Consider the following 12,783-nt stretch of genomic DNA (forward strand, 5'->3'; position numbering starts at 1 on the left):
AATTTCGTCTGTAGTTTATATTGCCTTACTGAAGACGAACTTCTTAGATTTTTGATTTCTCATTCTATGATCAAATACTGCACAGATATTTCTGATAAAGGGCATGCCTTTCTCCAATATATTAATAGTGCCTTTCCGAATTTCTACCAATTCATCTTTCTGAAATTCCATTAATTCATTGATCGTATCCATGTGCCAATAAGTATCGATCATTTTGGCCTTTCCCTGACATATCAAGGTCATGATGGTATTCCTAGTTTGGATATCTTCCTTGGACATGAGGTGTCCTTTGGTTAACGGAAAGTGTTCCAAGCCTACCTGCTCTTTGTATAGCTCAATGTCTTTGGTGTTTTGGGCATAAGCATAGTGGATGTCGCTGATTGCACTGTTGCCTAGGCCTAGTAACATGCTGGAGGGTTTTGGCGTATAGCCCATAAAGTTCCTGTGAAGTTGTCCCTGTTCCTTAGCTATGAATAAAGGGTCTTCCTTTAGGGCAAAGTGATCCATGCCTACTTCAAAATAGCCCATGTCAAGTAAGAGCTGGTGGCCTTTTTCATAAAGGCTTCGCTTTTCTTCTTGTAAAGGAAGGAACTCTTCAAAACTTTTTTGGGCTGGAAAGACTGAAGGAACATGGGCATAACTATAAAAGGCAATTCTATCAGGCTTTAACCTTGCTACTTGTTCAAAAGTATTTTTGATAGTGTCCACTGATTGGTGCGGTAAGCCATAAATCAGATCAAAGTTGATGGCCTCAAAGCCTACTAGCCTTGCATTGTCCACGGCTGTCTTTACCTTTTCAAAAGGTTGGATTCGGTGGATGGATTTTTGCACTTGCTCATCGAAATCCTGAATGCCATAACTGACCCTCTTAAAGCCAAGTAGCTTAAGGGTTACTAAATGTTCAAAACTGGTATTGTTTGGGTGACCTTCAAAGCTCATGTCTGCATCAGGCAATAAGTCTGAACTCTGAATGATATAATTCAGCATCTCGTACAGATGCTTGGGAGAAAAGAAGGTAGGTGTGCCTCCTCCCAGATGTATTCCTGCCAATTTTGGTTTGCCGGGAAGGATTTTCAAGTATTCCTTCCATTCTTGCATAATGGCTGTTATATAAGGCTCCTCAATATCATGGTTCTTTGTGATTCTCTTATTACAACCACAATAGGTACATAGGCTTTCACAATAAGGAAGGTGGATATATAAACTGATACCTTCTTTCTTTCCAAAGTCTTGAAACGCTTTTTGAACCGTTTTTTTCCACTGAAGTTCGTCAATATTGTTTTCCCAAAGCGGAACGGTCGGATAACTGGTATATCTTGGGACAGCTACATTGTATTTGCGGACAAGGCTATTGAAAGTGCTCATGGAATCAATTTTTATTTAAGCCAAAATTATTTAGAACAGCTTTAATAAAGTTTGATATCCCTCAAGCTAAAAACTGATAAAAGTCAGGTTTTTGAAGGTCGTTATTTGTTTTTCTATAAGATTTTGAAAAAGAAATGAATTTTATTTTCCCGTTAAAAGGTTGAAGATTTGAGAAGAAACAGCTTCCTGCCCACCTATGAAGGTGCTTCTTCTTTTTGTCTATGCGCCTATAAAAAGTGTTTTACCAATTGCTCCCATTCTTCCTCTAGGCTAAATGAAGGCTTTGGTTTACCCGCATTTCTATACCAATAGGAAGCATTCCACTGGTCACCTTCCTTGCGATGGAGGTAGGCATGTACATAAGCTGAATCTTCATCCATCAGGTCATTAACCAAATCATGGGCATGTTCCCAATTTCCCTTCCCGTCAAACCATAATGATTCTAATTGGATGCTAAGGCCAGTTGGAGGCTGGTTATTGTCTAAGCTTTTTTTGAATTCGGATAATGTCACGATTGCACATGTTTTTGGTGAAAACCAAAATTAATTAATCTTCATGTAAATCCCAGTGCTAGGGAAGAAAAGCCCCAGTGATTTATAGAGATAGATTTAACTATTCTTAAGACAATAAATATGCGTTTTTAATCTCCATATGTTTTTTTTGGAGTATGATGTTTTTAATGATTTTTTTGTTTTGGAGCTCCACTGCCAGCGCTCAGGAAGCCTGGGAGACCTTGGACGTTCCTTTGGTTTACGGAGCTCCTGAGATGGGGTGGGGAAAAATAAATTATCGATTTCAACAGCCCTATGATCCTGATAAGCCGATCTTGATGATTGTCGAAGATGCGTTGACGCAGTTTTTGGATGGCCAAGACTTTGTTGGGGAAGCTATGAACCAGTTTAATGTATTGCTCATTAAAGGAAGGTATGCCCAGCCTAATTTTGGAGCTCGTCTTTGGCTGGAAGGTGAAGAGCTTGACTGGGAAATGGCTTATAAGGTCTTTAATAGTAGCCAGCAAATAAAAGACTTGGAAGCAGTCAGGAAATTGCTTTTAAATAACCGATCCATAAGCTTATTGGGAGAATCCTCTGGAGCTGCCATGGCACAGCATTATGTTTCCAGATATCCAGAAAAGGTAAAGAAGATCTTATTGATTGATCCTATGTTATTGGACCTTCAGCAGGCTATGGGACTTACGATTTATAATATTTTGCCTAATGGTTCAAAAAGTTTCGAAGATGTTTTTTGGGAGTGCTATCAAAAGGAGCAAACTTCCTTAAATCGAGGAACAATATATGGTGAGTCAAATGATATTGCTTTACAGGTTAGGATTTTTGAGCATCTTTATACCTATTTGGACACAAAGGCTAAACTGCCCTCGCCTCTAATTTGGTTGGGAGAAAAAGGAGCTTTATTGGTGAAATCCTATCAAGAAGCTCCCTTTTCAGTAGAGGGAATCCATTATGATCATTTAAGGGATTTTAAAGGTAAGGCACTGGTATTATCTGGAGAGAAGGATAAACTGGTAGATCATCGTGTGGATCAAGTTTTAATATCCTATTATGGAGATGGCTCATTCTTTTTGATTAATGATGGACACCGACTTCCGGCTTTTCAAAATAGCAAATACTATTATGACTTGTTGGTTGGATTGCTGGGAGAGGATATAAAAAAGAAACAAAATATATATAAAAAGTTATGGGATGAGGGTTGGATTTATCCAATTGGAAATAGACGAGAGTTTTAGTATTATTGGGCTGTTTGTCACATTATTATCAAGAGCTTTGAAAACCTTCATAGTGTGTGAAGCATGCCAATAATCCGAAAAACCGATAACTTATGAAAGCTCCCTTTACTTTTCTTCTATTTACCTGCTTTTTCTTATTCGTCTTTCAGTTTTTGGAAGCGCAGTCTTTGACCAAGAAACCAAATATTATTGTAGTTTTTGCCGATGATTTGGGCTATGGGGACCTTGGCTGTTTTGGGCATCCCACCATTCAAACCCCCCATCTGGATCAGATGGCACAGGAGGGCATGCGTCTTACACAGTTCTATGTGGGCGCCAATGTTTGTACACCCAGTAGAGCGGCCTTGATGACCGGTAGACTGCCCATCCGTTTTGGTATGGCAGGCCATAAAAGAGGTGTGCTTTTTCCAGATTCCTCAAGGGGAATCCCCCATGAGGAACTCACTATAGCAGAGGCATTAAAAGCTGAAGGTTACGCAACCGGATTGATAGGCAAGTGGCATTTGGGACACTTACCAGAGTTTATGCCTAATAACCATGGATTTGATTTTTACTATGGCATACCCTATTCAAATGATATGCGTCCCAATAAAGCAAAGAATAATAACCGCCCTCCATTACCATTGTACAGGAACGAAGAAGTTATTGAAAGAGGGGTGAACCAGCATACTTTGACCCAAAGGTATACCCAGGAAGCAATCAAGTTTATCGAGCAAAATAAGGAGCAGCCCTTTTTTCTTTATTATCCTAATAACTTTCCACATGTACCTTTATATGCCTCTGAGGATTTTGAAGGGAAAAGTGAGCGAGGAATTTATGGGGATGTGGTCACAGAGTTGGACTGGTCAGTAGGCCAGATCCTTAAGAAATTGAAAGAATTGGGACTGGATAAGAATACCTTGGTGGTATTTACTAGTGATAACGGACCTTGGCTAACGCAAAAAGAAGCAGGGGGCTCTGCTGGATTATTGTTTGAGGGTAAAGGGTCCACCTATGAAGGAGGGATGCGAGTGCCTGCCATTGCATGGTGGCCAGGTGTAATTGCTCCTGGACAGGTCAGTACTTCCTTGGTTACTAGCATGGACTTGTACCCAACTTTCATGGGGATGGCTGGAGGATCCATACCCAATGATCGCGAAATGGATGGGACAGACTTGATGCCCGTACTTAATGGCAAGCAAAAGGAGGTAAGGGAATTGGTCTATTATTATTTCCATGATAAACTGCATGCTATCCGCAAGGGACCTTGGAAAGCCCATTTTACCACCAAGCCATCTTATAGCAGTGAAAAGCCAGTAAATCATGAGATTCCTTTACTGTATAATTTGGAGCATGATCCTTCTGAAAAATACAATGTCAATGAACAGCACCCAGAGATTGTCCGGGAAATACAAAAAGCCTATGAAGAGCATATCAACAGCTTTATACCAGCCCCTTCAATAATGGAAGGAAGAATTGGAGAGTAATGGTCATGGATAGATATTAAGAAACGCTTTATGCCAGTATGAGATGGAGAGAATTTAAGTAGGCAATGATAAAAAGAGACTGTCTCATAAGTTGGTTTTTGTGTCATTCTGATGAAAGGAAGAATCTCAAAGTATTGATTTTTAGAGATAAACAGGTCTTTGGATTTCTCCTTACGTCGAAATGATAAATTTTGAGACAGCCTCTTCTATGTTCAAATTCAGGCTTTATTTCAAGTATAAGGATGCTGATATCCTTCCCTGTAGACTCTTTTCAATAGTTTGCTTGCCTCGGGGTCATTGGGGATCATTTTTTTGACAGGATCATAACTTAGTGGTCTGCCCAATTCCATAGATAAATTGGCCAAGATGCAAGATGCTGAGGATATATGTCCCTGCTCAATATCAGCTATGGGAAGATGATTGTTTTCGATGGCACTTAGGAAGTCCCGCATATGATTACGGGTCGCAGGTGCTGCATGTAGCTCAATATCCTTTTCTTTAAGATCCTCAGGATATTTTTCTTTTTCATAGACTACATCTCCATGAATGGCTTCTCCTTTTCCTTGAGGTACAAAATCATACCTGGTTACACTTGCAGAAAGGGTGCCTTTTTCTCCATAAAGCTTGAAAGACCAAGGGTAGTCAGGGTCAGCAGGAGTCCCCCAAGAGCGGTGCTGCCATACGCAGTTTAGATCATCGTATTCAAATATCGCTGACTGGGTGTCTGCAATATTTGATTTGCCCTCTTTCTGAACGTAGATACCACCTGTAGAGCTGATTTTGCTAGGCCATCCCAAGTCCAACATCCAGCGTACTGTGTCTAACATATGCACGCACATATCACCCATAATGCCATTGCCATATTCCATGAAGGTTCGCCACCATCTTCTGTGTGGGATATCATCATAAGGCCTTAATGGGGCAGGGCCTGTCCAGCTATCATAGTCCAAAAATTCAGGTACAGGTTTCACCTCAGGGTTGCCATTTGCCCTCATATGGTAATAACAGCACATTTCTACATGGGAGATTTTCCCTAGGAGGCCTTGGTCTACAATTTGTTTTTTAGCCTCAATGAGGTGCGGAGTACTTTTCCTTTGAGTACCCACTTGTACTACTTTATTGTGTTTTCTTGCAGTTGCTAATATGGCTTCTCCCTCCAGTACATCTACGCTGATGGGTTTTTGTAGGTAAACGTTGGCGCCTGATTTGATGGCTTCTATAGCCTGAAGGGCATGCCAGTGATCTGGGGAGCCAATGAGAACAATGTCCAATTGGTTTTCTTTAAGCATTTTCCGGTAATCCTTATATGCTTTTGGGGTTTTGCTAGAATTTTGTCTTTCACTGACCAACTTTTGGGCATTTTCCAAATGCTTTTCGTCTACATCACAGAGTGCTATTACTTCCAGAGGGGTGACTTGAATCAATTTAAAAAGATCACTGGTGCCGTACCAGCCACATCCAATGAGTCCAACCCGGTAGTTTTTACGGATATTGGGAATACTCATTCCCATGACGCCAAGTGAGGTGAGGGCTAATGCTGCGGTACTTCCTTTAATAAAGTGACGGCGGTTAAGGTTTTCTAGGGGCATTTTATTTCTTGGGTTATTGTGAAAATAAAAATTCTGATTTTTACCAGTATTTAGTTTAATGCTTCTGAAGATAAATGGTTTGGTACAAAAATAAAAATGGGTTATTATGTTTGGCTATTGACTTGCTTGGGTGGTCTAATAGATCAATATTGGGGGGCTGTGGTGGATTTTTGTTTTAATCTATCCAACAAGCTTGCACTTTCAATGGAGGAACCTTTTATTAGCGGTTGATTTTAACCTAAGCATTAAATAAGCCAATTTTATGATTGATACTATCAGGTTTCCTTTTTTAACTAAAACCTCGAAATCCCAAAAAGGATGGGTGGTTTTATCCGGGGTTGTTTCCCTTTTATGGTTCTCCTCTTGTAATTCAACATCAAGTGATTTTCCAAAGATAGAAGTTGCCAATCCAAGCGACATGGTCAGGAAATCTGAGACGGTTGAACTGGAGGCAAAACAGTTCCAATCTTTGATAGACGAATATGGCACAGATCAATTGGTGATTGAAGACCTGGAAACAGGTAAAAGTTTGATCAGCCAATGGATAGATCTCGATGGAGACAAAAAGATGGATCAGTACCTGTTCCAGACAGACTTGGAACCAACAGCAAGCAAGCAATTCTTGTTGAGGCCTTTGGAGGAAGGGGAGGAACAGCCAGAGTCAGAAATAAAGACTTTTTCTAGATTTGTTCCTGAACGTACCGATGATTATACCTGGGAAAATGATAAAGTGGCTTTCAGAACTTTTGGACCTGATGCCCAACGAAGGATAGAACAAAAATTACCTGACGGTACACTTTCCAGTGGCATTGATGCTTGGCTAAAAAGGGTAAATTATCCGATTATTGACAAGTGGTACAAAGAGAATGATGAAAAGAAGGGGGCTTATCACCAAGATACAGGAGAAGGATATGATCCCTATCATGTAGGTTCTTCCAGAGGAATAGGTGGTACTGGTATATGGGAAGAAGATTCTTTGTATACTTCAAGAAACTTTATTAGCTATGATAGGATTGCTGTTGGACCGATCAGGACAGTGTTTGAATTGAAATATGCACCTTGGGAGGCCAATGGACAGATGGTTTCCGAAACCAAACGCATCAGTTTGGATCTAGGCAGTAACCTGTGTCGCTTTGAGTCTTCTTATATCAGTGAAGGCAACTTGGATAATGTTACTGTTGGGATTACTTTACATGATAAAAAGGGGGAAGTTTTGATCATGAAGGAAGATGGAATTATGCGGTATTATGAACCTATTGATGGCAGCATGTTAGGGCTTGGTGTGGTTATGGACCCCAAAAACGTGAAAGAGATTTTGGACCACAGAGTGGATTATAGGGACGGAAGTCAGTTGCTCATGGTAGCTGAGCCTAATGACCAATCAATTATATATTTTGCTGGTTTCGGATGGGACAAAAGTGGGCAGTTTGATAATTCAGCAGATTGGGATCATTATCTCCAGCAGTTTGCCAAAAAATTAAAATTCCCTTTAAAGGTAACAGTACAATAAGGGATTATCGATAGAAAATACTCCGATTGGACAAGGGAATAGTTAAATAGGAAAAATGACTCCGTTTTGGATGTTCATTTTCTCCTGATAATTGTTAGCTTTGTTTTTAGAGGGTTTTTGATGACCAAAAGAAGAAAGATCGTAATCGTTTTGAATATTTCTTCCAATCTTATTAAGGTAACAATAAACTGAATTCAAAAAGTGTTTTCAGTTTTATTTTGTGAGGTTGGGTAATCGATTGCACAGTTATTGGATATTGAAATAAATTACATAAACAAACATTAGAAAATATGCATACGAACATCGTAACGAGACATGCTTCGCACCCTGATGATGTGAAAGGGTATGATACCCAAAAGCTAAGAGACCACTTTCTTTTAGAGAATATATTTCAGGAAGATCAGATTACGGGTGTTTACACTACTTTTGATAGGCTTATCGTAGGAGGCATTGCTCCAGTTAATAAAGCTTTGGAACTTGAAACTGTTGATCAGCTGAAGGCAGAATACTTTTTGGAGCGAAGGGAATTGGGGATCATTAATGTAGGCGCACCTACATTGGTTACAGTAGATGGTACAGACCATAAATTGAATACTAAGGAGGCCTTGTATATTGGAAGAGGAGTAAAAGAGGTCGTATTCAATCCTTCAGCAGAAGGGAAGACCTTGTTATATTTTAATTCTGCTCCAGCCCATAAAGCTTATCCTACCAAAAAAGTAGGACTGGAAGATGCGGAAAAAGTGGAATTGGGTTCTTTGGAAAACTCCAACCACCGTGTTATCAATAAATTGATTGTCAATAGTGTGGTGGAATCCTGCCAGCTTCAGATGGGGATGACAGAATTGAAACCAGGTAGTGTATGGAATACCATGCCTGCACATACCCATGATAGAAGGATGGAAGCTTATTTTTATTTTGATTTGGCTGAGGATGCTACAGTATGTCATTATATGGGACAGCCTCAAGAAACCAGACATATCTGGATGACCAATCACCAGGCTGTAATTTCTCCTGCTTGGTCTATTCACGCAGGGTCAGGAACTTCTAATTATACCTTTATTTGGGGTATGGCCGGTGAGAACCTGGATTATGGAGATATGGACAAAGTGGCACCTGTAGACATGAAGTAAAAGTCTTATGGTGGTTGACTATTGATCATCAGTGTAGACCTACAGTATTTCAAAAAAGCATTACCAAAACAACTAATAACCAATCAATGAAAGAATTATTTGACCTGACAGGGAAAGTAGCCTTGGTAACCGGTGCTACGCATGGTCTTGGAATGGCTATGGCTAAGGCATTGGGTAAAAGCGGTGCTACCCTGATAGTGAATGGACATACACCTTCTAAAATGGAGGCGGCTATCAAGGCCTATAAAGAGGAGGGAATAGAAGCTCATGGCTACCTCTTTGATGTAACCAGTGAGGAAGAAGTAGATAAAAACATTGCTGATATAGAAGCTAAATTCGGGACAGTCGATATTTTAGTGAATAATGCAGGGATGATCCAAAGAACGCCAGCCATGGAAATGGAAGTGGCTGATTTTGCCAAGGTGGTGAATATGGACTTGGTTTCTCCTTTCATCATGGCCAAAAGGGTTTCTAAGGGCATGAAGGAAAAAGGAGGCGGCAAAATCATCAATATTTGCTCAATGATGAGTGAATTGGGTAGAAATACTGTTTCTGCCTATGCTGCAGCTAAAGGAGGCTTGAAGATGTTGACCAGAAACCTGGCCACGGAATGGGCCAAGTATAATATTCAGGTAAATGGAATCGGTCCAGGCTATTTTGCTACTGAGCAAACTGCGCCAATCCGCGTGGATGGCCACCCGTTCAATGATTTTATTGTGAATAGAACGCCTGCAGGCAGATGGGGAGATCCTGAGGATTTGCAGGGAACTACCATCTTTTTGGCAAGTAAAGCCAGCAACTTTGTCAATGGACAGATTGTTTATGTAGATGGAGGGATTTTGGCTACTATTGGCAAGCCTTCTAATGAAGATTAAAGATTAACTGATTTGAAAAAGCCCTTTCGGTCTTGTTACCGGAAGGGCTTTTTTTGTTTAATTTTTTACATATTTCCGAGAGGGGTATGGCCCATCATCAAATTCATTAAGTGATCTCGAAGGACTCGTATGGTATATGAGGGGAGATTGCTTCGTTAGGTGACACTTCGACTGAGCTCAGTGGCCACTAAACTTAGTATGAAGGGTAGATAACCTCATGTTTATAAACAAAACTCACCTAGTTTTTTTGTATTAATACTTTTTTGGTACCAGTCATTATATACAAACTCAATATCCTTTACGATAAAGCTACCAAAATCATGCTTATTAAATTCATTAACCAACTGAATAAGTCGGGCTTTTTGCTGAAGTGGTTTGGCAAATCTCATAATGGTGGAATGGGCAGTTTGTAAGGTGTATCTTTTGTCCAAACTTTGCTCCAAAGGACTATTTTTAAAATTTTTTCTGAGTTGGTTTCTTAGGTTTTGAAGACTATTACCTTCTGGATATCCTTTTATTAGCACTCCTGCTGGACTTAAAACGGTCCCTTTATATTGAATTTGAAAAGGAGGGATTTCGCTGATACTTTTTTTGATGATCTTGACATAATCGGTAATGGAAATGTTGTTAATAGAAAATTCAGGATAGCAGGAGATGATGGATAAAATGGTGATGTGTAAATCAGCATTAGGGTAGTAATACTGTTCTGGTTCAGTATCTCTGAGCATGGATATGAAGCCCTGAATTTTTGTTTTTGCGCCATTATCAGGACGGGCTAATAAAGTCAAACCACGTCTGGAATCTTTGATATTATCAGTATGCGGATCAATTTCATATTGATCATTTAAAATTATTTCTAAAGAGGATTGCGCTAAACTGAAATAGTGTGCATCTAGATTCATAATGCTATGATAGTTGCAAGAAGGGAGTTTTACAACCAATTTTGATAATAATGGTTAGCAAATTTAAGAATAAAAGCATATTTGATGTATATACATGAATTATATTTATATTATTTTAGTTATGATAGGGAAAGCAGTCAAATGCTATAGAAGGCGGAGCAGAAATATTTATTGATGAATATGAACAACTTAGCTGATTTTAATCGATTTACAGATGATTTGGAGGAAAACGGAAAAATCATGCCTGTATTATTTATCGGTCATGGATCTCCCATGAATGGGATAGAGAATAATGAATTCAGTGATTATTGGAAAAAACTGGGGAAAGAAATTCCTACCCCAAAAGCGGTATTGGTAGTTTCTGCTCATTGGCTAAGTAGAGGAACAAGGATTACGGCCATGGACTTTCCCAATACCATTCATGATTTTGGAGGATTCCCTCAAGCACTTTTTGAGGTGCAATATCCAGCACCTGGTGATCCTGTGTTGGCGGCTTACACAGTAAAAAATATTCATTCTACCCAGGTGGAGCTTGACCATGAATGGGGCTTGGATCATGGAACCTGGACAGTAGTTCGGCATATGTATCCTAAGGCAGATATCCCTGTATTACAGTTAAGCATTGATTATTATCAAAGTCCAATATATCACTATGAATTGGCGCAGGAGCTTTATCAGCTGAGGAAAAAGGGTGTCCTGATTATTGGTAGTGGTAATATGGTGCATAACCTTAGAATGGTCGCTTGGGATAAGCTAAAGGAACCAGAATATGGCTATGACTGGGCCATAGAAATGAATGAAAAATTCAAAAATTTAATCAAGGAAGGCGATCATAAAGCCTTGATGGACTATCAAAAAATGGGCAAAGCTGCTCAATTGGCCATACCTACACCGGACCATTATATCCCGCTTTTATATACGATGGGCTTGAGCAGGTCTCAGGAAGAAGTCAATTTCTTTAATGATAAAGCAGTAGGAGGATCACTGACGATGACATCAGTAAAATGGGGCTGATGTTGAAGTAGCAAGTAGCTAGTATCAAGGACAAAGTGTTGAGAAAGTTTTAGTGTGTTTGAAAGGCTATAAACTAAAAAACCGCGCTGCAAGCGGGGGGTAGAATTTGTCTTTTTTCTTTATTCTATCCTCTTTCTTCTAAATTATTTCCACTCAATTACGATTTTAAAGGAGTAGTTAGTATCAAGTATCAGTGAGAATTTCCACAGTACTTGATACTCAATACTAGCTACTAGGTACTATTACTACTTCCACTCAATTACTGCCATTACTGGAAAATGGTCAGAAGGGTAGAGGTTATGATAGGTGTCCGTCAGGATACCGTATTTTTTTACGTTGAGGTCTTCACTGACAAAGATATGATCAATCCTTCTGTCAGTGCTTTTAGTATTGTCAAAGCTGTTAAAAGTACCGTTATTGGCATAGCGAACATCAGCAGCCTCATAGCAGTCCTTCAATTCTTTTGAGTCTTTTAATAGAATATAGGCAGGGTTTTCTTGGTCCACATTGAAATCACCGGTCAGCATCACTGGGATGCCTGCTTGGGTAGCCTCTTGCATTTTACTTAGGATCAGTTTGCCACTTTCCTGTCTGGCTTCCAGACCTACATGGTCAAAATGGGTATTGAAAAACCAGAACTGTTGTCCACTCTTCTTGTCTTGAAGTTTGGCATAGGTACATATCCTTGGCAAAGCTGCATCCCAGCCTTTTACAGGTTTGCTGGTGTCAGGGGCAAGCCAAAAAGTGTTGCTTTCCAGTACCTTGAATTTATCCTTATTATAGAATATAGCTGAATATTCACCTTTATCCTTTCCATTATCCCTTCCTACACCGACATAGGCGAAGTTGGAAAGATTTTCATCGATGTACTGTACTTGGTGTTTTAACCCTTCTTGGATTCCAAAAACATCGAATCCATGGAACTTGATCAAATCAACCACGACTTCTTTTCTGTTGTCCCAGTTATTGGGCGCATCTTTTGGGTTGTCATAGCGGATATTAAAGGTAGCTATGGTAAGGTTTTCATTTTGCGCCACTGCAGAAAATGTAGTTAAAAATATCCCTAGGGAAAAAATCGCTAGGAATAGCTTGGTTTGTACTGTCCTCATTTTATTGTTATAGCTTTAAGGGTTTAATTATGTAATTAAATAAAGTATCCTGTTAGAAAATTAATAACCACAGATC

Annotated in this window: 11 protein-coding genes; 6 read left to right on the forward strand and 5 right to left on the reverse strand. The window is 39.6% G+C overall.

Annotated features, from left to right (window positions below):
- Positions 1 to 15 precede the first annotated feature (15 nt).
- Both hemN and H7U17_RS04580 read right to left on the reverse strand, forming a co-directional pair.
- A complete protein-coding gene (gene hemN, locus H7U17_RS04575; protein WP_186755332.1) occupies positions 16 to 1,365 on the reverse strand; it encodes an oxygen-independent coproporphyrinogen III oxidase in 1,350 nt (449 codons plus the stop codon).
- A gap of 227 nt (positions 1,366 to 1,592) precedes the next feature.
- A complete protein-coding gene (locus H7U17_RS04580; protein WP_186755334.1) occupies positions 1,593 to 1,877 on the reverse strand; it encodes a hypothetical protein in 285 nt (94 codons plus the stop codon).
- Between the two features lie 167 nt (positions 1,878 to 2,044).
- Here H7U17_RS04580 and H7U17_RS04585 point away from each other — a divergent pair, with 167 nt between their 5' ends.
- Positions 2,045 to 3,112 (forward strand): alpha/beta fold hydrolase, encoded by a 1,068-nt coding sequence (locus tag H7U17_RS04585; protein ID WP_186755336.1) that lies wholly within the window; start codon positions 2,045 to 2,047, stop codon positions 3,110 to 3,112.
- Positions 3,113 to 3,204: 92 nt separating this feature from the next.
- Positions 3,205 to 4,578: a sulfatase family protein gene (locus tag H7U17_RS04590; protein WP_186755338.1), complete on the forward strand. Its 1,374-nt coding sequence runs from the start codon at positions 3,205 to 3,207 to the stop codon at positions 4,576 to 4,578.
- Positions 4,579 to 4,808: 230 nt separating this feature from the next.
- Here the strand turns inward: H7U17_RS04590 and H7U17_RS04595 are convergent, their stop codons facing one another.
- Entirely contained in the window at positions 4,809 to 6,167 is a 1,359-nt protein-coding gene (locus H7U17_RS04595; RefSeq protein WP_186755340.1) for a Gfo/Idh/MocA family oxidoreductase, read from the reverse strand.
- Between the two features lie 262 nt (positions 6,168 to 6,429).
- On the opposite strand from H7U17_RS04595, the gene H7U17_RS04600 reads away from it, so the two are divergent.
- From H7U17_RS04600 to H7U17_RS04610, 3 genes are all read left to right on the forward strand, one after another.
- Positions 6,430 to 7,677, forward strand: a complete 1,248-nt coding sequence (locus tag H7U17_RS04600) for a DUF4861 domain-containing protein (protein WP_186755342.1) — start codon at positions 6,430 to 6,432, stop codon at positions 7,675 to 7,677.
- A 290-nt stretch (positions 7,678 to 7,967) separates the two neighbouring features.
- Positions 7,968 to 8,807 (forward strand): 5-dehydro-4-deoxy-D-glucuronate isomerase, encoded by an 840-nt coding sequence (kduI, locus tag H7U17_RS04605; protein ID WP_186755344.1) that lies wholly within the window; start codon positions 7,968 to 7,970, stop codon positions 8,805 to 8,807.
- 86 nt (positions 8,808 to 8,893) lie between these two features.
- Positions 8,894 to 9,682 carry a gluconate 5-dehydrogenase gene (locus tag H7U17_RS04610; RefSeq protein WP_186755346.1) on the forward strand — a complete coding sequence of 263 codons (789 nt, stop codon included), beginning with the start codon at positions 8,894 to 8,896 and terminating at the stop codon, positions 9,680 to 9,682.
- 221 nt (positions 9,683 to 9,903) lie between these two features.
- On the opposite strand, the gene H7U17_RS04615 is transcribed toward H7U17_RS04610, so the two are convergent.
- The gene (locus H7U17_RS04615; protein ID WP_186755348.1) at positions 9,904 to 10,584 is read right to left on the reverse strand and encodes a 2'-5' RNA ligase family protein; all 681 of its coding nucleotides are present in this window, start codon (positions 10,582 to 10,584) and stop codon (positions 9,904 to 9,906) included.
- A gap of 180 nt (positions 10,585 to 10,764) precedes the next feature.
- On the opposite strand from H7U17_RS04615, the gene ygiD reads away from it, so the two are divergent.
- Entirely contained in the window at positions 10,765 to 11,598 is an 834-nt protein-coding gene (ygiD, locus tag H7U17_RS04620; RefSeq protein ID WP_186755350.1) for a 4,5-DOPA-extradiol-dioxygenase, read from the forward strand.
- A gap of 245 nt (positions 11,599 to 11,843) precedes the next feature.
- On the opposite strand, the gene H7U17_RS04625 is transcribed toward ygiD, so the two are convergent.
- Entirely contained in the window at positions 11,844 to 12,707 is an 864-nt protein-coding gene (locus H7U17_RS04625; protein ID WP_186755352.1) for an endonuclease/exonuclease/phosphatase family protein, read from the reverse strand.
- Positions 12,708 to 12,783: the final 76 nt, after the last annotated feature.

This window comes from Echinicola salinicaeni (assembly GCF_014280965.1).
Taxonomy (GTDB): domain Bacteria; phylum Bacteroidota; class Bacteroidia; order Cytophagales; family Cyclobacteriaceae; genus Echinicola; species Echinicola salinicaeni.

Bases quoted from the DNA above. Each gene is read 5' to 3' on its own strand.
- H7U17_RS04625 (WP_186755352.1), bottom strand. From the start codon at position 12,707: ATGAGGACAGTACAAACCAAGCTATTCCTAGCGATTTTTTCCCTAGGG.
- H7U17_RS04590 (WP_186755338.1), top strand. From the start codon at position 3,205: ATGAAAGCTCCCTTTACTTTTCTTCTATTTACCTGCTTTTTCTTATTC.
- ygiD (WP_186755350.1), top strand. From the start codon at position 10,765: ATGAACAACTTAGCTGATTTTAATCGATTTACAGATGATTTGGAGGAA.
- H7U17_RS04615 (WP_186755348.1), bottom strand. From the start codon at position 10,584: ATGAATCTAGATGCACACTATTTCAGTTTAGCGCAATCCTCTTTAGAA.
- H7U17_RS04585 (WP_186755336.1), top strand. From the start codon at position 2,045: ATGATTTTTTTGTTTTGGAGCTCCACTGCCAGCGCTCAGGAAGCCTGG.
- H7U17_RS04610 (WP_186755346.1), top strand. From the start codon at position 8,894: ATGAAAGAATTATTTGACCTGACAGGGAAAGTAGCCTTGGTAACCGGT.
- kduI (WP_186755344.1), top strand. From the start codon at position 7,968: ATGCATACGAACATCGTAACGAGACATGCTTCGCACCCTGATGATGTG.
- H7U17_RS04600 (WP_186755342.1), top strand. From the start codon at position 6,430: ATGATTGATACTATCAGGTTTCCTTTTTTAACTAAAACCTCGAAATCC.
- H7U17_RS04595 (WP_186755340.1), bottom strand. From the start codon at position 6,167: ATGCCCCTAGAAAACCTTAACCGCCGTCACTTTATTAAAGGAAGTACC.
- hemN (WP_186755332.1), bottom strand. From the start codon at position 1,365: ATGAGCACTTTCAATAGCCTTGTCCGCAAATACAATGTAGCTGTCCCA.